Here is a 22,679-nt window from a genome sequence, read left to right as displayed (position 1 = left end):
AGTAGTTTTGTTTTTTTATTAAAATTATTAGTTTTTACCTACCATTTTAAAGTATGGTGAAATTTGTCCACCAAAATTAAAATCTAATTTATCTTTAATTTGTAAATCAAAACCTGTAGTAAATTGTAAAACAAAATTATTTTGTTCATCTCTATATGTTGAAATAGAAATACCTCACTTTACTTTGTTTAAATTTTCTTGTTGATATTCAGTTTCTCATAATCATGTTGCATTTTCTTTAAATTCATCAACAGATGTTATTTGTGTATCTTTTACATTATTTAAATTAAATGCTGTTAAATCTGTTTGAATATTGGTTGCACTCCATTTTTCATTATTAATATATGTTGTTGGGAAAACCAATTCACTTCCATTAGTTGGAACTAATTTTGAATATCTTTCCAGTAATTGAGTATTATTTCAGATACCAATTGAACTTAAACTTCAAAGTCAAAATCTAGCTTCATAATCAGCTCCTGTTTCAGAATTATAATGATAATCAAATTTACCATTATCCGCTAATGTTAAAATTTGATCTTCGCATAAGTATTGATAACGCTTAATTCAGTTTTATATAAATTTGATGACGCTGTTACTACTTGGCTATTTGAAGAACCAAATATAGTGGCTGCTGATGCAATTGCAAGTGTTTTAATCATATAAGTTTTCTCCTTATTTCTTTTATAGGTAAATTATTTATATTAAAAAAATAATTTACCTATAAATATATTTTTACACTAAACTATTGAAAAATTAATAACTTTATTTTAAATAAAAATACTATTAAAATGATACGATTTTATATATACACATTTTAATAAAGTTAAAAAATATATTTAAATATAATAAAAAATCAAGACTTTATATTGCTTGATTTTTTTATTTGTCTATTTTTCCTGCTTCATATAAGTTCTTAAAATGACCTTCTTTTTTAGTTAATTCATTAAATGTGCCTTCTTGTACAATACCAGCACCACTAGCACCAAGTACTATAATATGATCTACATTTTTAATAGTTGAAAGTTTATGAGCGATAGTAACACTTGTTCTACCTTTCATTAATTGATTCAATTTATTTTGAATTTCTTTTTCTACAATATTATCTAAAGCAGAAGTAGCCTCATCTAAAATTAATAGCTCAGGATTTTTTAAAATCATTCTAGCAATAACTAATCTTTGTTTTTGCCCACCAGATAACATAAATCCACGCTCACCTAGAACAGTTTGATAACCTTCAGGTCAACTCATAACTAATGCATGCAGTTCAGCTTTTTTACATGCTTCAATAGCATCATCATCAGTTGCATCAAATTTACCATATTTAATGTTTTCTAAAACAGTTCCAAAAAGAATTTGTGGTTCTTGTTCTACATAACCAACATGGTCTAAATAATGTGATAAATTTAAATCTTTTAAATCATCTTTATTATTAATTAATATTTGTCCTTCAGTTGGATCATAAAATCTTAATAATAATTTAGCAATTGTTGACTTACCAGAACCAGTTTCACCAACAAACGCATATGACTTACCATATTGCAAAGTAAAGTTAAAATTAGGTAAGATTAAGTTTTCAGGTTTTTCTGGATATCTAAACTTAACATCTTTAAAAACAATATCACCTTTTAAGTTTTCAATTTCTTTTCCTTCATGATAATGGAAATCTAAAATTGATTCAGCATTTAATGTTTTAAGAATTCTTGAAGAAGAAACTCCTGCCATAGCAGCACCACCAGATATTACAAATAAAGTAATAATAGGTCCAGTCAGCATTCCTTGTGCCATAACAAAGGCTGGGAAGATTTGGAAGAAAGCTTGCATTCTAGTAGTATCTGAATCTCCGCCAAAGAAAACTGCAGCAAATACAGGAGCTGTAAATAATAATAAGAAGTCTCCTGCGAAAACAATAACTGAGAATAAACTTAATCATTTACCAATTGGTTTACCTTGATCAAAATAATCAACATGTTTATCTTTGAAATATTGTGTTTCATAATCTTCTGTTCCTGAAGATTTAATTAATCTAATTGAGATAACACGATCAATAACATTACCATTTGTCTTTTCTAATGTTAATCTCACTCTTTCTCATTTTATTACTAATGCAATATAACATCCAAAAAATGCAATTAGAATTAGTAAAAAAATTACAAATCCAACTAAAGCAATTCTTCATTCAAGAATAAAAGTTAAGGATAATCCTATAAGTGATTGAATAAATGCACTAGCAACATTCATTGGGATATCAACAGCTTGATTTCCTACCACTTGAGCATCAGAAATAACATTAGTTAATAACTCTCCAATTTTCTTATCTGAATAATATGAAATATCTTGTCTAATTAACTTTTCTAAAATTTCATTTCTTAAGTGAGTTTCAATTTGTTTTGCAAACGTATTTGATCATCAATTAAATAAAAATGAGTTAAATAAGTTAAAGAATAATAAAGCTACTGAAATAATAATTAATTCTGTTGTCTCTAAACCTCAAAATCTAACTAATCAAAATCCACTTGAAGCAGCTTTTTGTGCATCAGTTAAACTTAAAGCTAAGTTTATTTGGTTTGTCAGCAATGGTGCTAAGAACAACATAGAAGCTCAAAATATAAAGTTAGGAATTACTCATCAGTTTTTCTTAAAGTCTTGTTTATAATATTTAAAAAATAAATATAAAAATGCTCGACTATTAGAAATTTCTTTTTTCTTTTTCATAATTACCTCCTTAGTGATTTTGTTGTTGTTCTTCTAATAAACCTGCTTCATATAAGTTCTTAAAGTGTCCATCCACTTTAACTAACTCTTTAAATGTTCCTTGTTGAACTATTCCTTTAGCGTTTCCACCTAAAACAATAATGTGATCAACGTTTTTAATTGTTGAAAGTCTATGAGCAATAGTAAAACTTGTTCTGCCTTTCATCAATTCATTTAATTTTGCTTGAATTTCTTTTTCTACAATATTATCTAAAGCTGATGTAGCTTCATCTAAAATTAATATTTGTGGATTTTTTAAAATCATTCTAGCAATAACTAGTCTTTGTTTTTGTCCACCAGATAACATGAATCCTCTTTCACCAAGAATTGTGTTATATCCTTCTGGTCATGAACTAATTAATTTATGTATTTCAGCTTTTTTACATGCTTCAATAACTTCTTCATTAGTTGCATCAAATCTTCCATATTTAACGTTTTCATAAACATCACCAAATAAGATTTGCGGTTCTTGTTCTACATAACCAACATGTCTTAAATAACTTGATAAGTTTAAGTCTTTTAAGTTTTGGTTTTTATTAATAATAATATCACCATTACTTGGATCATAGAATCTTAATAATAAACGAGCAATTGTTGATTTACCTGAACCAGTCTCACCAACAAAGGCATATGACTTACCTTCTTCAAATGTAAAGTTGAATTTAGGTAAAATTAATTTCTCTGGTTTTTCTGGATATCTAAATTCAATATCTTTAAATACAATATCACCTTTAATGTCATCAACTATAATTCCATCAGTGTAATGTGGATCTAGTCTTGATTCATCTTTTAATAAGTTTGATACTTTTACACTAGCAACTCCAGCTACAGCTAATGAGAATGTAATCCCCATTAAACTACTATATGTTGCAATTAAACTTGCTTGATTAATCATATAAGCTGGGAAAGTTACTGAGAAGAATGTAGCAGATGCTGCTGTATCTCCTTTAATTGAGTAAATAATTCCTGCAATGATTGGAATAGCAAATTGTAAAATCATTGATCCTGCATAAACTGTAGTCATTAAAAATGACAAGTTTAAAATAGCTGGTTTATGTGCTTTATAGTTAATATCTTGTTGTTTTTCTAAATAAGCTTTTTCATAATCTTCTGTTCCAGTTGATTTAATCAATCTAATTGTTCCAACTCTATCAGTAACATTACCATTAACTTCTTCATACACTTCTCTAACAACTGCATATTTTTTAACAGTTTGAATATAGAAAATAAAATATAAAACTAATAGTGAAAAGTAAATAATTGATCCAAAAATTGCAATTTTTCATGCAAGTATAAATGTCATAATAAATGCTACAACAAATTGTGATAATGAGATTCCAATATTTGTAGGAATTCTAACCGCACCATCACCTAAGTTTTGAGTATCAGCAACAACACTTGTTAAGATTTCTCCAATTTTTTTATCTGAGTAATATGAAATATCTTGTCTTACCAATTTTTCAAGAATTTTATTTCTTAAATCAATTTCAATTTTTCTTCCTAAGATATATGAAAAATAGTTAAAGATAAAAGTTCCAATTGCATCAATTAAAATCATAACTACAGCAACAATAATAATGGTTGTAGAGCTTCAACCTCAAAAAAGAGCTTGTTCTGCTTTGTTTAAATCAACCCCGTTTTCGCTTTTAATAGCCAATGTAATTTGTTGTGTTAAAAGTGGTATTGAGGCTCTAGTTAAACAAAAAGATAATATAGTTAATGCTAGAATAACTGTTATTCATCAGTATTTTAAATAATACTTAGAAATTATTTTAAAGAATTCTGCATTTTGTGATGTTTTTTTATTTGTCTTCATAAAGTCCTTTCTTAAGTATTTTTTCAATATATAAATAATACCATTTAGTTTTGAAATTAGATAGATTAAAATATCATTTTCTAAAAAATAAAAAAAATGCTTTCACATTTCTTTTCTTTAAAGTTTTATTATTATTTTTGTAAATAAGTAATTTAAAATAATGTTTCTTATAGATAAATATATTTCCATATTAGACTCTTGTTGTAGGACTATCAAATTCTTATTATTAATAAATTTATGACTTTGAGATGACGATGTCACAACAAACGTTTTTTTATTCATATCACATGCTTGTTTATATAGACTTACTAAATTTTGATTATCCAATCCAGACACTATAAATAAACATAAATCACTTTCATTGCTTTTATCAATTCACATGTCGTGTAGTCTTCTTTTTGAATTAAAATATGACTCAATATCCATAAATTGAAGTTGACTGGCAAATAATTCAACATTTTCATTTTGTTCATAGGAACTGAAAATAAAAACTTTTCTAGCATTTTTGATTTCTTCAATTAATTTATTTACTTGAGGATCTTGTGCATCAATTTGATCCATATATTTCAAAAATAATTTTCTCACATTTGTATCTTTAGTTTTTAGTTTAGTTTTTTCAAATGGCTTATAAAGTTCTCTTTCAACTTTTATTCTTATTATTATTTCTCTAAAGCCTTCATAACCATATTTTTTAGAAAATGCAGTAAGTGTTGATTCTGAAACAAAACAAACTTGTGAACATTCTTTACTAGTTGGTATAGAACCTTTATCTAAACAATCTATTAAATACTTAGCAATTAACTTGTGAGAAACAGTTTCATTGCTTTCATAAATTAAATTTAATTTTTCTCTTATACTCTTAAACATTTATTTTCTCCTTAAAGTACTTTCAAAAATTTTTAAGTACTTACATATATTTCTTATAGATAATAAAATATGTAATTTTTTTTATATAAAAACATTGTAGAAAAGGCATAAATAAATGTGATATTTTTGATTGGCATTTTAAATATCACAAACAGATAGTTAGATTAACCCAGTTTCATTATTAATGAAATATTAAGCTTCTGATTTATGAAAGTTTGTTTTAGTTAAATTACTAAAAAAGTCTTTTCTACTTATGATTGTAATATAAATAAAAGCTGCAAGTGCAGCTTTTTATTCTAATTTATAATACTATTTGTTTTTGATTCAACTGCATTTATTATGTCAGTAAAATTTACAAGATGTAATATATAAAAATCTCTTTCATCATTTATTTCAATTAAAATAGCAAGTAAATTTAATTTTGTATAAAATTTAATAGTCTTATATTCAATAAAATCATCTTCTTTAAATTTAAAATTTCAAAAGTGTGAAAAATAGTCTCTTAAATGTTTTACATTATTCAAAAAATTTTTAATTTTAATTTCGCTAAATGTATCTATTTTTTCAAAAAATTCATAGTCAGAAAATTTTTCAAAATTTTTAAAATCTTTTTTATATATTTTGTAATTTTTTGTAGAAAATTTAATTTTTTTTATTTTTAATTCTGTGCTTACATAATTAAAAATACTTAATCATGAAATTCATTCAGATATATCTAAATAATATTTTTTTAAATTATTATTTGAATCAAATAGACTATTTGGTATATTCATTTCTTTTAATTTATTTTGATAAATTTCAACGAAATTGTTTACTCCGAACTTAGATTCTATTTCGTTAACTATAATTTTGTAATCTTCTTTGAAAATTTTATATCATGAACAAAATTTTCCTGATTTTTCGTCCAATTTTAACTCTTGTTCATCATGTATCAATCATTTAGGTGGTTTACAATTAAACGTTAGGATAAAATCCATATATATTTCTTTTTTAAAAATATAGTAATAATCTTTTTCTTCTTTTAAATAATTACTTTTAAGAAAGAAATTCAATTTAAATTTTAAATTTTCTGTTATTCAAAATTGACTGTAGGAAAAACCACTTGGCAATTTTTTCTTCTTTGCGCTCATTACTTGTCTTGTGCTTTCATTTCTCCAAGTATACTAGATAATCCTTTTTGTACTTTATTAAAGAATTGTTGATTAATAACATTAATTGATTTTTTAATTCTCGATGAGTTTCTTTCCAAACTATCAGCCACTTTATCAAGATCCTCTAATTCTTTTTGCATTTTCTTATATGCTGTTGGAAATTGGATTGTTCAATACTCATTTAACTCAGCCTTTTGTTTTTCTAGTTCTTTAAATAACTGATTATCTGAAGAATTTGTAACAGTTTTAATTTTTTGATTGTATTCATTTTCAAATTCAACTAGTCTTCTTACAATTTGCCCAACAAAAATAAAACTTTCTGAATCTGTTATTCAAATATTTTCATATTCATCACTTCTTACAAACGGTAATCCTGGATATTTATCATTAAAACTCGTTGCAATTAATATTCCATATTTAGTATTATTGCTTGCTGCATCAGTTGACAGTTTAGGAATTCAAGTATTACTTCACTCAGCATTCTTAACTTCATAAACAATTTTTCCGATTTCTTGACGTTTATGATTTTTAATAGTTTGTAGGTAGTCAGCTTTTTTTTCACCAGTTGTAATTTTTTCAATTCCATCAAATAATGAAAATGCTTTAACTAAATCTTCATATACTTCGTGCTCAAAGTTTTCACCTTTACGTTTTGAGTTAATAATTTTAAATTCACGGTTAGCCTGCACTAAATCAGCTATCCTTTTATCATAGTCATTTATTAAAGTTAATTCTTTAGTTTTTGATTCTGCTTCTTTTTGAATTACTAAATTTTCTAATTCAATTCTTTTATTATTTAACTCTAGTTTTAAATTATTTATTTCTTGACTAAATTGGTTAATTAAAACTTCTTTATTTTTCTCAATTTCAAGATTTAGTTTTTCATCTAAAGCTTTAATTTGAACTTCCTTATTTGCAAGTTTAATTTCTAATGAATTTTTAACATTATTAAACTCATTTAATAAATTACTTTTTGCTTCATTCAATTCTGCAATCTTTTGTTGATTTAATTGATCAATAATATTTTGTTGTTTTTGAATATTTAATTCGTATGTTTGAATTTTTTCATTGAATTCATTAATAACAGCATTTCTTTCTTTATCTATTTCTAATGTTTTTTGTTCATTTAATTTATTAATTAAATTATCTTTTTCATTAATTGAAATATTTAAAACTTCTAATTGCTTATTAAAATTATTTAGCATTTCTTGTTTAACTAAATTAATCTCAGCAATTTGCTTATCATTCATTTGTGCTATTAATTCATTTTTAAGTTGTATACGAATTTCATTTTCTTGTTTTTGTTTCAATTCAACTAGATAGTTTTCAATAACTGTTCAGTTTGAATTATGATCCTTAAACGAATCTCTTGTAATTTCTTCGCCACATTTGGGGCAACGAAAAAGTATATCACTCATAGATATATCCTCCTTTATTTAATTTTGATTTTATTTTAAGAATCTAGAATAAGCACAGACTGTCACCTTTGGCTCACTTTCCTTATTATTCTAAGGTATAAAACTCACCTACTTTTATAGTACTATTTTAATTTTTAAAATAATTCAATCATTATATTGTCTTTATTTATTTTTTAGTTAAAATAAAGATTTTTTATAAATTTATAATAAAAAGACAGGCTTGAACCTGTTCTTTATAAGTTTTAAATTATCAGGAATTTAATTTAAATTATTAGTTAAAACTAATTTAACTAAATGTTCAGATATATATTTTTTAGAATTAGGTTTAGCTCTAACTTTAACTGCTTTGCAAATTAGGTTACCATCTACAGTTCCTTGTATCATCACTAACTCGACTTGATCATCTTTAGTTAAATCTGAATCAATTTGAGAAATTGCATCTCTAACTTTGTTTAGATTAGTAGTATGAGCTGCAATAGAAATATCATTAACTTCAACTTCATTTAAATTTGAAAGAACTACATCAATTGATTTTCTCTGATCAATTATATCAAAAGTTTTAGAACCTTTCAATTTTGAATTTTGTAAAGCCTTTACTTCAAAATTTGTAAAAACTTCAGTTTGAACTTCTTGTATAGTCTCTATACCACAAGTCAAAATTATTTCAACATTATCATCATTAAGTCTTTCGTCAATGTCAATTAAAGTTTGTTTAATTTCAATTAATAATTTTGATTCATTATCAATTTTTCGATTTTTAACTTCAACAAATTTTAAATTATTTGTTATTGCGGGTATTTCTAAATAAGATACTTCTAGCTTAATTGGATCGGGTTTATAAAAGAATGTTTCTTTATTTGAAGGAGTTAAATGTATAATATAAGGATATTTATTAATATCTAAGGAAAAATCAATAATATCTCACTTAATATTTTCATTATTTTTCTTTAAAATATTTTCTATCTCAGTTATAAGTTCTTTATCGTTTTTTCCTATAAATGTATTAACTTCTATAGTTTTATTTTCTAATGCATCTTCAATAGTTTGTTTATTAAAATTTATTGCAAAGGGTTTTAAAACTTCATCAAAGCTATTATTACTTTTATCAACTGTATCTTCTGGAATAATTACGATATTATAAATTGAATTATCATCAAATTGATTTGAATTATTTGCTTGTTCAATAGAAGATGAAAAATGCTCAATATCTTTTATATAACTATCATCTTCAATTTCTAAATAGTCATAAAGTTCAAAGGTGTATTTAGATTTAGATAATGATGCATCATTAGGATAAGTACCAACTCATTTTCTTGCATCAAAATATTTTTCTGCAAATCAAATAATTATTTTTTGTTTAACATTCTCCAAATGATTAAGGATTTTGCTTGTATCATCAAATGACGCTTTTACTTTGAAAATACCTTCAAAATTTTCTTGATTTCATTTAAAATTTTTAGCTAAACTAACTTTAACGTTAAATTCTTGTTCTATAGTACTAAAAGATTCTTCTAATTTTATTTCAGTTTTTTCAATTCCAGGAATATCATTTAACGCATTTTCTAGATTATTAATAATTTCTTCTTCGCTCAAACTTAATTCAGAAACAGATTCTTGTAGGATGTTTTCAATAGTTTCTTTTTTAACTATCTGAGCTTGAGGTTCTTTGTCAAGAGTAGAATTATAAGATTGAATTGAGACAGCAGTTATAACAGATGTTCCAGTTAATGTTATTACTCCTAATAATTGGACTAGTTTTTTCATTTTTACTCCTTTATGTGTTTAGATTTATACTATCAAAAAAAAAAAAAAAACAAGACCACTGAAATAATAGAGGTCTTGTGAGCAATTTTTAAATATTTTTGCTTGTAAGAAATATAGTTTTTTCAGCACTTTTAATTCTTATTGCTCGCCAACTTCTATTTTTTCTGTTACTATGCTAATTATTTATAAATAAAATCTGCATTTCTTTTCACAAATGCAGACTGCTTCTCAAATATTAAGGACTTATTTTTGTTCTTCTTCAATTGTTATTGTTTCAATAGTTTTTTTATTGTATTTAATTCCAGTTCATTTTGTATCTGACATAATTAATTTTAAATTACATGAAGGTTTAAATTTAATTATTGTTGTTGCAGGTACTTCTACAGTTTCTCCATTTGATGGATTAATTGTTTGCTTTACTGGTTTTTCAACTTTAATTAATTTACCAAAGTTCTCAATTATAACTTCTTCTCCATTTATTAAATTATTTTCAATATTCTGAACTAAATTATTAACAATTTCTTTTCTTTGCTTCAGATATAAGAATTTCCACTTCTTCCATAGTACCAAATTCTTCATTTCTTTACACAAAATAAAAAAACCCTTAAAAGGTTTTTAAATTTCTCTTTTTTCACAAATTTCTTTAAATCAGTAATAAGACTTTTTAGGTATTCTTTTTTTAGTACCATTCCCCTTATCATCTTGATCAACGTATATAAGGCCATATCTTTTTGCCATTTCACTAGTTCCATGAGAAACAATATCAAAAGGACTTCATATTGTATAGCCAATACACTCAACACCATCATCAACAGCTTTTTGTACTTGTTGTAAATGTGATTTTAAATATTCAATTCTATAGTCATCCTTAATAACTTCAAGATTTGGATTCTCTTCTTTAAATCCAACACCATTTTCTAAAATGAATAAAGGTTTTTGATATCTATCATATAATCTGTTCATTAGTATTCTTAATCCTACAGGGTCAATTTGTCAACCTCAGTCATTTTCTTTTAAATGTTTGTTTTTTCCAACTTTAACTAAATTTCCTTCAGTTAATGAATCTTCATTTAAATTAACAACACCTGACATATAATAGCTAAATCCAACAAAATCACATGTATTTTCTTTTAACATAATTCTATCTTCTTCACTAATTTTTAAATCCATACCAAATGACTTATAAAGATTTAATGCATATTTAGGATATTCTCCACGATGCAGTACATCAAAATAAGCGTAAATTTTCATTTGTTGATCTTTATCTGTTTTCAAAACAGTTAAAGGATTTGAATCATCTGCATAAGATAATAAGGTTGCTATCATTGATCCAAACTTAAACTCTGAATTTATTTTTCTACCTTCTTTAATAATTGAAGCATTAGCAACAAATATATTGTGTAAAGCATAAATTGATAGACCCAAAATATTTTCATGTTCATCATCTCTCAAACCAGCTCCAGCTCAAACACTATAATTTGCAGCATTCATTTCATTAAAAGGAATTCAATACTTAACTTTATCTTTAAATCTAATTAATAGAGTTTTGGCATATTTTGTATAAAAATCGATTAATGCTCTATTTTTTCAGCCTCCAAATTTTTCAACTAAATAATAAGGCATTTCATAATGAGAAATTGTTATTATTGGCTCTATATTGTTTTTTAATAGCTCATCAATTAATTGATCATAAAATTTTAAACCTTCTTCGTTGGGTTGCATTTCATCACCATTAGGAAAAATTCGCGTTCATGCAATTGATGTTCTAAAACAATCGTTATTCATTTCAGCTAATAATTTAATATCTTCTTTAAAATGTTTGAAAAAATCTATTCCATTTTTTTTAGGATAATAAAATTTTGAATTAGGGTCTAGAGCTTCTTTTATTTTTTCTTCAGTCATCTTTCTTTCAGTATTAATATCTTTTTGATCAAGAGATGGATTATATCTACGCATTTCAGCTATTGATAAACCTTTACCATTAATATTTCATGAACCTTCTGCTTGATTAGCTGATATTGAAGTTCCCAACATTATATTTTTACTTAATTTTTTCATTTTTGTTACCTTTAAATATAAATATACTTTTTTGTTTTAATTCAGGAGTAAATCCATATTCATCAAAAAGTATTTTATTTGTTCTTTCTTTAAAATAATTTAACTTACTTAAACTTATTGTCATCAATATTGTTATTGATATTCCCAAAATTACACTTAGTGTTCCTCAAACAATAGAACCACCAGCTCATTGTTCTACATTTATACCTTGTGGTACAGTTGAAGCAAAACCAATTATTCCTAAAATACCAAAAGGTGCAGCATTTGTTCAAACCCCACTTGAAGTATACAATAAACACCCAAAATATGTTCCTATAGCAGAAGCTATTAATGGAAAAAGATACTTTAATGAAATTGAATAAATAGCAGGTTCAGTCACTCCTGCAACAAATGCAGAAATACCGTTAGAATATGCAATATTTTTAACTTCTTTACAATTTTTGTTTAATCTTCCAAATGTTAAACAACCTACAGCTAAACAAATATTAGAAATAATCAGTAATCCCATTATAAAACTACCATTAAATTTTAATATATCTTGCATTAATATAGGTGTTATAGTTCTATGCAATCCAAATACTACCATTGGTGCATATAGCATTCCTATTAATGGTGTGAATATATATTTTGTTATATTGTGTGTCATTAAAAAGTTAAATGATATAGACATATAATTTGTTATTATTAATCCTGCTGGAGCAATTGTAAACATAGTTACAACAACTGTTCCAGCAATAACAACCATTGGTTGAATAAGCATTCTAGCTCCACCTAAATTAACTTTATTCATTCCTCTTTCAATGAAAACTCCCAGTAGCCCAACAAAAATCATTGGTATTACTAAACCTTCAAATGAAACTTTTCATGGAAAAACAATGTTTCCAAATATTTTTCAACCATGCTCATTCATTGCTTGGATTATTGTTTTACCGCCATCAAGATCAAGTGCTGAAAGAGGTGTTAACATTGGACTAATAAGAATCGCACCAATTGCTAAACCTATAATTGGTGTCCCCCCCATTACTCTAAAAGTGCTTCAACAAACAGCCATAACAATAAATCAACTTAATCCCTTTGAAATTAATTCCATAAAACTATTAATTTCAATTAATGTTGGAATTTCTGTTGAATTAGAAGATAAGAAGAAAGGTGTTCTTACCATTTCTCACATTCCATATACAACAAGTAAAATCATAATTGGACTAAAAATTGATGAAACAAACATGATAAAAGTCATTTTTTGTTTTTTAGTTTTTAACTCATCATTTGTGTTCTCGTTTATTCCTGTTGTTTTTAAAAACAATTTATAAAATGTTTCTATTTTTGTTCCTATAACAACTTGATATTCACCACCAACAATTAAAACACCTTTACATCATTTTTGTTTTTTAATTTCTTCAGTGTTAGCTTTTGTAATATCTACAAGCTTAAATCTCATTCTAGAAATACAGTGGCTTACTTTTTCAATATTTTCAGATCCACCGATATTTTCTAGAAGAAATGTAACATTTTCTTTTGTAAATTTCATAAAATTCTCCTTTGTATATATTTCAACTCATTTTTTATAAAAATATTAAAGTAAAAATAAAATACTAAATTAGTTTTTAAAAAATAAACTAGTTTAGTATTCTTTTGTCATCAATAATTCTTCTAATAATTTAAATAAGTTAATCAATCAAAAATTTCTGTCAACATAATTTCTTTGACAAAGCTTATTATCAAAATACATAGGTTTAGTATTGTTATTATCAAATTTTCAATTTGTTGAACAAATTATATAAACTTTAGATCCCATACTTGTTAAGTATTCATAAATTAATTTCAAACTTTGGTTATCTCTTCCAGTTAAAATCAATAAAACAATCTTATTTTCTCACTCTATTTTTTTTAATTTATTGAAATCTTTTTCTAAGTTAAAAATGTTAGCTTGATAATCATGTTTTTCTAAAACATCAATCAAAAAAGTTGATGCATATTGTGTTTGAAAACTAGGAAATAAAAATACTTCTTCATTTTTCCTTATATCATTTGCAAAGTCCACTAAAAAATCATAATTTTCTGAAATTCATTTTTCAAATGAAATATAATATTCTCTAACTGTTAAATGTTTTGAGTAATTTGCATTTTTTTCTGTGAAATTATTTTCATATTCAATTTTCAATCTAACTTGCAACTCACGAAATCCTGTACACTCAACTATTTTAGCGAATTGTGTAATTGTTGACTTACTTACAAAACATTTTTTAGCTAACTCGTCTTGTGCTCTAAACAAGCCCTTTGAAAAATCTTTAAGTATTTGTTGAGCAATTAGTTTAAAAGTTGTTTCTCTATTATCTCTACTTAAGTTATCAACTTTTTTGTATATTGAATTCATTTTTCAATTTTCCTTTACTAATTAATCTTGAATTAAGTCTTTTACTTTTACTTTATTAATATAATTACTTACATAAAATTTAAATTCTTCTTCATTCATAGAATCTTTCATTTTCATATTTGCATTACATATATTTCTACCTGAATATAAAATATTTAAAATGGCTATTATAGTTAAGAAAACTCAAGTTCCATACAATCCTCATCCAATATATAAATCTAAATTATGAATAGGAAATACTTCACAAACAATAATAGGAGTTAAGTTTAATTGAATCATCATGAAAAAGATTCCAAACATTAGTGAAATAAATAAAGTTCAGTTTAACTTTATATAGCGATCTTTTCTTTCATTTTTTACGTATTCTAAATAAACAGTTTGCTTTTCAGCTAAATTTTTCATTTTTCAATGGCGATTAAAACTTGAAAATATTAATAAAATTACTCAAATAATAAAAACGGCTATAATTGTTCATAAAAATGAAAACATATTTGCCCCTCACATTGATAAACCTGATGCTAGTAAGATATAAATCACCTCTTAACTATGATTATACAATTTAATCTAAACAAAATAAAACCAAATCAATAGATTTGGTTTTTATAATTATAATAATAAATCTTTTGTTTTAAATACATATGATGATGTTACATATAATCCAACACCTATTATAAACATTGTTAAATATTGTCCAATTCAATGATTAGCAGATGCTAATGTATTTGTTCCATTTTCTATTTCAAAAACATTTGTTCTATTATATAAACTATTTAAAGTTATATATTTTAAAGGTTCTAGTGCTTCAACACTTGATGACAACATTGAAACTATAAAAAATAGTATTGGTAGACCTGCTCCAACTACATATGATCAAACTGCTTTATTAAAGTAAGTTGAAGCTAAGAAAGTTATTCCGCTAATCATAAATAATAATAAGAACATACCAGCTAAAGAAGTTACGTATGCACCAAATGTTATATCAATCTTACTTGCATTCATTATTATAACTGGTGCTGTTAAAATAACATTTAAAATAAATCCAACAAATAAAGTTAATGTCATAAATATGATTTTAGTATTTATAATAGTTGTTCTTTTTAAAGGTGAAGCTACAACGTAAGTTATTCTTCCTGTTTGAACTTCTCCAACCATTATTTTATTAGAAGCAATTATTACAAAGATTAATGGTATTTCAAAACCTATTGAAGTAAAAACTGCTAATTGTAAAAGATTTGCAATTGGAGGCAATCCTTCTTGTCCTGCAAATTGATTAATTGTTAATGGAACAATTAAATTAACAAAAATAGCGGGCATTATTATTAATATTAATCAAAGTATAAAATTTGATTTAAAATGTTGTTTTATTATTGATTTGTTTATCATACTATTCACCATCCTTTTTAAACTTGTAAAAGTCCATAAAGTATTCTTCTAAAGTGAAAGGTATCTCTTTAAATATTTCTGTATCAAATTTAGAAATTATTTGCATTAATTTTTTCATTTCTTTTTGTTTTAAATTAATCACTACTTTATTTTTATCCATTACATCAATGTTTTTATATTCTTGAGTAAATGATTTTAAATCACTTTCTTTTTTAAATACAATTTCGAATTTTTTGTTTTCATTATATTTAATTTCATCCATATCAATATTTGAAACAATTCTTCCATTTTTTACAATAGCTACTCTATCGCATGTTTTTTCAATTTCTTGAAAAATGTGAGAACTTAAAATAACAGTTCTACCTTCAGCTTTAACTTCTTTAATTAAGTTAATAAACTTTTGTTGCATTAAAGGATCTAAGCCTGATGTTGGTTCATCTAAAACTAAAACTTTTGGTTTATGCATAAATGCACAAATTAAACTTACTTTTTGTTTCATTCCTTTTGACATTCTTTTAATTTTAACTTTTGGGTCAAATTCTCAAAATTCAATTAATTCTTCTACATAATTTCAGTCTTTTAATTTTCTAATTTGAAATATATATTTTATAAATTCAATACCTGTCATAAATTCAGGCATTGCTATTTCTCCTGGGACATACCCTAAAATAGCATTTACTTTACTTGATTCTTTTCAAGCGTCAATTCCATCTACAGATATTTGACCTTTTTGTGGTTTCATAAAACCTAGTATATGTCTAATAGTTGTTGATTTACCTGCCCCGTTTGGACCTAAATAACCAAAAACTTCACCTTCTCTTATAGAAAGACTAATGTCATATATTCCATGACCATTTTTAAACTCTTTTGTTAAATTATTTATTTTAATTAATTCTTTCATATTTTTCCTCCTTATTAATTAAATTATTAGAAGGTTTTTAGCAGGAGGGTTTACACTCATCATATTATTAATAAGCAAAATTTTATTTAATAATAAAATTAACATAAATTGAAATTTAAATATCAAAGATTTAATTCGATAAATTGATTTTGTGATTATTTTTACAAGAACATTTATATCATTTTTAATAAATTCTTTTATGAAGATAAAAAATTTAATAAAAGTCATTTTCAACTTATAGTCATTAAGTAATTTAATAACGCTTACATTAAAAAAGAAAATAAGAAAGAAAAATATACTTGCTATAAATGAAATAGAAAACATAAAGTTATTTCAATATAAAGCAGTAAATTGATTTATATTATTATGAATAATTATTTGAACTAATTCACGTATCAATAATGATGTTCATAATATTCTAACTAATGTATCCATTAAACTAAACTCTAATTTTTCTCTATTATAAATAGCTTTAAAAGACTTTATCATATGTACAAAAAAGAACATTGCTAAATTTGCAGAAAATAAAGCATAAAAAAATTCAGTAAAGAAAAACTTTAAAGTGATTGAATATATAAAAAATAAAATATACATTGCATAAAATAAAAACTTTCAAGTTAATATTTCAGCTTTAAAATTTATTAACACTTTTTTCATATTAGATTTATGATATCACAAATAAAAAAACCAAACAAATTAATTTGGTTTTTTACTTTAAGATAATGACAATGTTATTATTGGTACTATTATTGATGCTATAACAGTTATTATTATGAATATTGCTAACATTCATGCTATCACTCTACTATTTTTCTTGTAACAATCTAAATGATATGTTCCTGCACTATTTTGAATATATTTATGTGTAGGTAAAATATCATTTTTACATTTTGAACAAACTAGCATTTTTTCTTACTTCGCTAACTTTGTTATTGCTTTAGCATATATTTTAATCATTTTTTGTAACTCTTCAATAGTAGCAAATTCATTATAGTCATGCATAGGTGAATCTTCTAAACTCATAACAGCTCCAAACGCAATTAAATTAGGCATTGTTTTAGCATAAGTTCCTCCACCCATTGCTTGAGGTTGACTAACCATATCTCCAGTAATTTCTTGATAAACTTGCATAATGTTTTTAACAACTTCACCATCTTTTGGAAAGTATACTGCATCTTCAATTCTTTGTTTAGTATGATCTAAACCATATTTATTAAATGCTGCTTCAATGATTGGGAAGAATTTAACTTTAGGTTCTGATAAAACAGGTATTCTAAAGTTAAATGTAAACATTCCTTTTCCATCTTTAATATCAATGATTCCAATGTTTTGAGTTAAATCTCCAGTTTCATCAGCAATATTATCAAAAATATTAGACATATTAAAGTTCAAGTGAGCTTCTTTTGCAATAAATTGAATTAAAGGGTGTTTAATACCTAATTCATTCATAGCAAATGCTAAATGAGATACAGCATTAACTCCAACATGAGGAGTAGAAGCATGACCAGGTTTTCCTTTAACAATTAATTCATCATTATTAATTGAAGTATGAATATCTTTCATTGTATCTAATTTAGCTTTAATCTCATCAATTCTAGGTCCTTTATATGAAACCTTATCACAAATCATGTTGTAAGCTTCTCCACCTTTAATTTCAAAATCACAAGGCACATTAGCAATAACATCCATGTTATTAATTCACTTCTCTGCATATACACAAGGGAATAAACCATCAGGCACATAACCAGCTGAAGCAATACCATGATCTGCTACATATTTTTCCATACATTCTCATGTTGTTTCTTCACTTAATCCAAAAATCATTCTAATTTTATAAGTATCTGATTTTCAATTATGATCTTTTAAGTATTTAAGTGCATATAGATTCATCATTGTTGGACCTTTATCATCAATAGAACCACGTCCAATTAATTTACCATCTTTTTCAATTGGTTCAAAAGGATTAGTAACTCATTCTGACATACCTCCAGCTGGAACTACATCTAAATGACATAAGATTACATATAATTCTTTTCCTTCACCATATTCTAAAAATCCATATTTATTAGTTTCATCACGATATGTTTCAAAACCTAATTCATTACCTAAATTTAAAATATAGTCTAATGCATCATTAACCCCTTTTCCAAAAGGCATATTTCCAATTGAATCTGCTAATACTGAAGGTATTCTAATTAATTCTTTAGTTTTTTCTAAAGCTTCTGTAAAATATTTATCTAATAATAATTTGTTGTTAATTTCCATAATATTCTCCTTAATTAACTTTGTTAATTGATTTTAAAAATTGATAAGCTCGATTTATCTCAACCATTTTATCTTTTGCTTCTGCTGTTTTATTTTTATCTGGGTGATAAGTCATTGCTAATTTACGATATTGTTTTTTAATTTCATCACTTGTTGATTTTTCATTAACACCAAGTGTTTGATAAGCTCAATTAATATCACTGAACTGATCTGACATTTTTGATTGTTTTTGTTGTTGATATGTATATTGTTGATATTGATTATTGAATGTTTCTGATTGTTGATAAACTCCAGATTGTTTATATAATTCATTAATTAAATCATCAATAGCTTTTGTAAATCATGAATGCATTAAATTGACTTCTTTATCAATATCTAATAACGCATCTCCTTTTAAGAAATCTATTTTAGCTTTTAATATTCTTGGTACAAAACCTTGAGTAACTACTTTCATATATATATTTAAAGATTCATTATAAAATTTCATTAAAAAGTTTCGATTTTGATAATTATCTTCTAAACCAGTTTGATCAAATGCTTTTAATAGTTTTCTTTGTTCAACTAATCAAAAATTTAATATTTTTGATTGTGCTTTATTTAATTCTTTAATTACATCATTTGTTGTTGTGAATGAAAAATTATTTTTTAATAAATATTCTTTTGTACTATTAAACTCTGAATTAAAAGGAAATTCTTCAAAACTTTCATAATAGTCATATTTTGATACTAAAACAGTTCTTTTAGTATTTCTCATTCATACCTTGCGATTAGTGCTTAATAGCTCTTCATTTTTCTTTATTTGAGCGTCTGGTGAATCAATCCGATTCTTTTTAAACGTAAATAAAAATGTTATAGAACCAATAATAAATAAAGCTATGATTATACAAAGTATAATAATTAACATTTTTACCATTTTATACCTCTTTAGTGTTTATATTATTTTAACAAAATAAACAAAAAAAATTAGTCGAGTAATCGACTAATTGATTTTTATGAATAATTATTCAGCAGGAGCTACAACTTTAACTCTTGTACGACCTTTTCCAAATTTTTCATATTTAACGATTCCTGATACTAATGCAAATAAAGTATCATCTCCACCACGTCCAACATTTTGACCTGGGTGAATTTTTGTACCTCTTTGTCTAAAGATGATTGAACCTGCGTTTGCGAATTGTCCATCAGCTTTTTTAGCTCCTAAACGTTTTGATTCTGAGTCACGACCGTTTTTAGTTGACCCTACTCCTTTTTTAGAAGCGAAGAATTGTAAATTTAATATAAAACGCATATTAGTATACCTCCATAATTTCTATAAACTGTTTGTATTGTGTTTGTATTGTTGATAATTGTATTTTCAACATTTTCAACATTGTTTGTAAAGATTGATTTTCTATATTGTTATTTGTAATAACAATTTTATTTTCTAAAACTTTTAAATCAACTTCTTTTGAAAAGTGAATATCTAAAGCATTCAATGCTCCAAATGTAATTCCTGAAACAGCTGCACATACAAGATCTTGTCCGTAAGGTCCAGATTCAGCATGTCCTGATATTTCAAATTGTTTTAACAATTCACCTTCATTTTTAATTTTGACTTTAATCATAATTAAGCTTCAATTTTTTCAATTTTTACTTTTGTATATGGTTGTCTGTGACCATAAACTTTATTAACGTTTTTCTTAGGGTGGTATCTAACTACACGAATTTTTTTACCTTTACCTTGTTTAACGATTGTACCAGTAACTTTAGCACCTTGTACTAATGGGCTACCAAATTTTCCATCAACCATTAAAACCTCTTCGAAAGTAACTTCACTGTTTAATTCACCTTCTAATTTTTCGATAAAGATTTCCATTCCAGCTTCAACTTTAATTTGTTTTCCACCTGTTTTTATAATTGCGAACATATTTATCCTCCAGTCTAGACTCGCCTTTATACGTGAGATATAAATCTACTTATGTACGTATTAGTTAAGAGCGGTTGAAACTTGATTTCAACATTTAAATGATACTACAAACCAATTTATAATTCAACTAAAGAGATTAACTACTTAATATATTTACTTGTTTTTAACCAAAATACTTATTAAAAACTTTTTCTTTACCTATATTAGCATCTAAAGTTGTGTTAATACGTTGTGACATTTCTAAATTATTATTTTGATTAATTAAATTATTATCAAATGATCTCATAGTTTCTAGTTTAACTATATTATCTGAAATATTACTATTAGCATTTAACTTAAGAGAAGTTGTGTCATCAAATTCAAAACTAGAATTACCTAATTTAAACTTTGCTTTATCATGCCCTTTAGCAGCTTCTATATAAGCAAATGGTAACATTGCTACATCAATAATAAAATCACCTGTTTTACCAATAATAGAACCTATTCCATTTAACAACGCTCCTGAAGCAGCTCCACCTTTTATATCTTTTAATTCATCAACTTTTAGTTTTTGCATAATTACCTCTTTTCTAACTTCATATTGTTATTACAAAATAAAATTAAAAAATTAATAATAAAAATAATTATTTATTAAAAATATAGTTAATTAACATCTCTTCATCTTCTTTTTTAGTATTAATATCTTTTCTAAATAAAATTTCATCTTGTTTTCAATAACCATTATAAGGTTCTAACATATATGAAAAGATCTGATCAATTAATTCATACATTAGTTTTTCATCAGTAGTATTTTCATATTCTTGTATAAGCTTAAATAACTTATTATCTTTTTCTTGCATTATCTTAAATGAAAGATTAAATTTACCTTGTTGTATGTTTCTAGTTAAGATATAAAAGTCTGTAAATGTAATAAAGCTAACCTTAAATAAATACTTAATAGTTAAATCATTAGTATTTAATCTTTTAAATAACTTGTATTTTAAATGTGTAAACTTATAACGATATTTATCTATTAATAATTGATTATTAATAACTTTATTATGATGTTTAATAAAATAATCTAATGCTTTATTAACTTCATTATTAGTATCATGAATAATAACTCCATTTAAATGCATTAAATCAAAAACATTATTAGTTTGTAAATAAAACTGATCAATTGTTTTAATCATGCAATCAACAGGAATATCATTAACATAAAAATGAATACCTGTAATATTTGGTGTAATAGGTTTATTTAAAACAATTGTTAAATCATAATCACCTTGTTGATTATCATCTTGATTTAAATAGTCTCTACTTCCACATTGAATAATCCCAATAATGTTTTTGTTTTGTTTTAAGTTATCAATTAAGTCTTTAAGACTTTTAAAATGTAATTTGTTAATCATATATACTCCTTTTTTAATTTAATAAATTATAATATTTTAACATAAATTGTTTACTGTTTAGTCTGAATAAATAAAAAAGAACTCGATTGAGTTCTTTTACTTATTATTAATAAATAGTTAACTAATTAGTTAGAATATTTATCTGAAATTATTGAATATGAGAAGATAGAAAGTTTATTAGTTTCTTGATCTGCTTCTGTTACATTTAATTTAATACTTCCAGAATATTTAGATTGATCATTATTAGGTTCTAAAAAGAAATCATTATTTTCTTGTCTAACAGTTAATTGTGTTCTATCTAAAATAGCTGAAGAATTTTGGTCAATTACACCATCTAATATATCATCTATTATAGTTTCAGAATTAATATCAAGAACTGTGATGTTTGTAACTAAATTTAATTCGTCTAATTTTATTTTTTTTCTTGTTGAGTTAAATCAAAAGTTCCTGTAATAGTTTTTTCACCACTTAATTGGTGTCCTTCTTTTGCTGTTAAAACAACTGAATATGTACCTTCAACAACTTCAGTTTCTGAAGCATCACCAGTAGTTGAAACAACTCCAGTAACTTGATCTTTTCAAGCATCACTTAATAAAACATTTTGAATTGCTGCTTGAGCCTCTTCTTTTGTACC

25 protein-coding genes and 1 other annotated feature are annotated in these 22,679 nt (G+C 24.8%); all 25 genes read right to left on the bottom strand.

All coding sequences use genetic code 4. The annotated features are described in order from the left end of the window. Window positions 1-27: 27 nt before the first annotated feature. The 25 genes from T314_RS0102330 to T314_RS03990 all read right to left on the bottom strand — a co-directional run bounded on the left by T314_RS0102330 (window position 28) and on the right by T314_RS03990 (window position 22,626). Window positions 28-363, bottom strand: a complete 336-nt coding sequence (locus T314_RS0102330; protein ID WP_029512006.1) for a hypothetical protein — start codon at window positions 361-363, stop codon at window positions 28-30. 161 nt (window positions 364-524) lie between these two features. Continuing rightward, window positions 525-659: a hypothetical protein gene (locus tag T314_RS04155; protein WP_267893072.1), complete on the bottom strand. Its 135-nt coding sequence runs from the start codon at window positions 657-659 to the stop codon at window positions 525-527. A 220-nt stretch (window positions 660-879) separates the two neighbouring features. Beyond that, entirely contained in the window at window positions 880-2,712 is a 1,833-nt protein-coding gene (locus T314_RS0102320; RefSeq protein WP_051612886.1) for an ABC transporter ATP-binding protein, read from the bottom strand. A gap of 10 nt (window positions 2,713-2,722) precedes the next feature. Beyond that, entirely contained in the window at window positions 2,723-4,567 is a 1,845-nt protein-coding gene (locus tag T314_RS0102315) for an ABC transporter ATP-binding protein (protein ID WP_036237536.1), read from the bottom strand. Between the two features lie 117 nt (window positions 4,568-4,684). After that, window positions 4,685-5,434 (bottom strand): MurR/RpiR family transcriptional regulator, encoded by a 750-nt coding sequence (locus T314_RS0102310; RefSeq protein ID WP_029512003.1) that lies wholly within the window; start codon window positions 5,432-5,434, stop codon window positions 4,685-4,687. 296 nt (window positions 5,435-5,730) lie between these two features. Then, window positions 5,731-6,564: a hypothetical protein gene (locus T314_RS0102305; RefSeq protein ID WP_029512002.1), complete on the bottom strand. Its 834-nt coding sequence runs from the start codon at window positions 6,562-6,564 to the stop codon at window positions 5,731-5,733. Further along, window positions 6,564-8,003, bottom strand: a complete 1,440-nt coding sequence (locus T314_RS0102300; RefSeq protein ID WP_029512001.1) for a DUF2130 domain-containing protein — start codon at window positions 8,001-8,003, stop codon at window positions 6,564-6,566. The genes T314_RS0102305 and T314_RS0102300 overlap by 1 nt, the downstream gene beginning before the upstream one ends. 258 nt (window positions 8,004-8,261) lie before the next feature. Continuing rightward, window positions 8,262-9,767 (bottom strand): hypothetical protein, encoded by a 1,506-nt coding sequence (locus T314_RS0102295; protein ID WP_029512000.1) that lies wholly within the window; start codon window positions 9,765-9,767, stop codon window positions 8,262-8,264. Between the two features lie 243 nt (window positions 9,768-10,010). Next, window positions 10,011-10,346: an HU family DNA-binding protein gene (locus T314_RS0102290; RefSeq protein WP_084322468.1), complete on the bottom strand. Its 336-nt coding sequence runs from the start codon at window positions 10,344-10,346 to the stop codon at window positions 10,011-10,013. Window positions 10,347-10,382: 36 nt separating this feature from the next. Continuing rightward, window positions 10,383-11,825 carry a glycoside hydrolase family 1 protein gene (locus tag T314_RS0102285; protein WP_029511998.1) on the bottom strand — a complete coding sequence of 481 codons (1,443 nt, stop codon included), beginning with the start codon at window positions 11,823-11,825 and terminating at the stop codon, window positions 10,383-10,385. Next, window positions 11,809-13,353, bottom strand: coding sequence for a PTS transporter subunit EIIB (locus tag T314_RS0102280; RefSeq protein ID WP_029511997.1), 1,545 nt, complete (start codon window positions 13,351-13,353; stop codon window positions 11,809-11,811). The genes T314_RS0102285 and T314_RS0102280 overlap by 17 nt, the downstream gene beginning before the upstream one ends. Before the next feature lie 93 nt (window positions 13,354-13,446). Beyond that, window positions 13,447-14,199, bottom strand: coding sequence for a MurR/RpiR family transcriptional regulator (locus T314_RS0102275; RefSeq protein WP_029511996.1), 753 nt, complete (start codon window positions 14,197-14,199; stop codon window positions 13,447-13,449). A 21-nt stretch (window positions 14,200-14,220) separates the two neighbouring features. Then, window positions 14,221-14,688: a hypothetical protein gene (locus tag T314_RS0102270; protein ID WP_029511995.1), complete on the bottom strand. Its 468-nt coding sequence runs from the start codon at window positions 14,686-14,688 to the stop codon at window positions 14,221-14,223. Between the two features lie 117 nt (window positions 14,689-14,805). After that, the gene (locus T314_RS0102265; RefSeq protein WP_029511994.1) at window positions 14,806-15,582 is read right to left on the bottom strand and encodes an ABC-2 family transporter permease; all 777 of its coding nucleotides are present in this window, start codon (window positions 15,580-15,582) and stop codon (window positions 14,806-14,808) included. A gap of 1 nt (window position 15,583) precedes the next feature. Then, the gene (locus T314_RS0102260) at window positions 15,584-16,483 is read right to left on the bottom strand and encodes an ABC transporter ATP-binding protein (protein ID WP_029511993.1); all 900 of its coding nucleotides are present in this window, start codon (window positions 16,481-16,483) and stop codon (window positions 15,584-15,586) included. Between the two features lie 18 nt (window positions 16,484-16,501). Further along, window positions 16,502-17,140 carry a hypothetical protein gene (locus T314_RS0102255; protein ID WP_029511992.1) on the bottom strand — a complete coding sequence of 213 codons (639 nt, stop codon included), beginning with the start codon at window positions 17,138-17,140 and terminating at the stop codon, window positions 16,502-16,504. A gap of 57 nt (window positions 17,141-17,197) precedes the next feature. Then, window positions 17,198-17,389, bottom strand: coding sequence for a hypothetical protein (locus tag T314_RS03995; RefSeq protein ID WP_106380181.1), 192 nt, complete (start codon window positions 17,387-17,389; stop codon window positions 17,198-17,200). A gap of 6 nt (window positions 17,390-17,395) precedes the next feature. Continuing rightward, window positions 17,396-18,748: a M20 family metallopeptidase gene (locus T314_RS0102250; RefSeq protein ID WP_029511991.1), complete on the bottom strand. Its 1,353-nt coding sequence runs from the start codon at window positions 18,746-18,748 to the stop codon at window positions 17,396-17,398. A 10-nt stretch (window positions 18,749-18,758) separates the two neighbouring features. Further along, a complete protein-coding gene (locus T314_RS04080) occupies window positions 18,759-19,661 on the bottom strand; it encodes a J domain-containing protein (RefSeq protein WP_084322466.1) in 903 nt (300 codons plus the stop codon). Between the two features lie 87 nt (window positions 19,662-19,748). Then, a complete protein-coding gene (gene rpmA, locus T314_RS0102240; protein ID WP_011183338.1) occupies window positions 19,749-20,036 on the bottom strand; it encodes a 50S ribosomal protein L27 in 288 nt (95 codons plus the stop codon). Between the two features lies 1 nt (window position 20,037). Further along, complete coding sequence (locus tag T314_RS0102235; protein ID WP_011183339.1) at window positions 20,038-20,352, bottom strand: ribosomal-processing cysteine protease Prp; 315 nt, start codon at window positions 20,350-20,352, stop codon at window positions 20,038-20,040. Between the two features lie 2 nt (window positions 20,353-20,354). After that, a complete protein-coding gene (gene rplU, locus T314_RS0102230; RefSeq protein ID WP_029511989.1) occupies window positions 20,355-20,654 on the bottom strand; it encodes a 50S ribosomal protein L21 in 300 nt (99 codons plus the stop codon). A 6-nt stretch (window positions 20,655-20,660) separates the two neighbouring features. Beyond that, window positions 20,661-20,740 (bottom strand) — a sequence feature (ribosomal protein L21 leader region). Between the two features lie 77 nt (window positions 20,741-20,817). Further along, window positions 20,818-21,210, bottom strand: coding sequence for a hypothetical protein (locus T314_RS03895; protein ID WP_051612885.1), 393 nt, complete (start codon window positions 21,208-21,210; stop codon window positions 20,818-20,820). Window positions 21,211-21,277: 67 nt separating this feature from the next. Continuing rightward, window positions 21,278-22,045 carry a hypothetical protein gene (locus T314_RS04020; RefSeq protein WP_029511987.1) on the bottom strand — a complete coding sequence of 256 codons (768 nt, stop codon included), beginning with the start codon at window positions 22,043-22,045 and terminating at the stop codon, window positions 21,278-21,280. Window positions 22,046-22,170: 125 nt separating this feature from the next. Continuing rightward, window positions 22,171-22,626, bottom strand: coding sequence for a hypothetical protein (locus T314_RS03990; protein ID WP_156933610.1), 456 nt, complete (start codon window positions 22,624-22,626; stop codon window positions 22,171-22,173). Window positions 22,627-22,679 lie beyond the last annotated feature (53 nt).

The sequence above is a fragment of the Mesoplasma grammopterae ATCC 49580 genome (assembly GCF_000701525.1).
GTDB lineage: Bacteria > Bacillota_I > Bacilli_A > Mycoplasmatales > Mycoplasmataceae > Mesoplasma > Mesoplasma grammopterae.
This window is presented reverse-complemented; position numbering and strand designations above follow the sequence as displayed.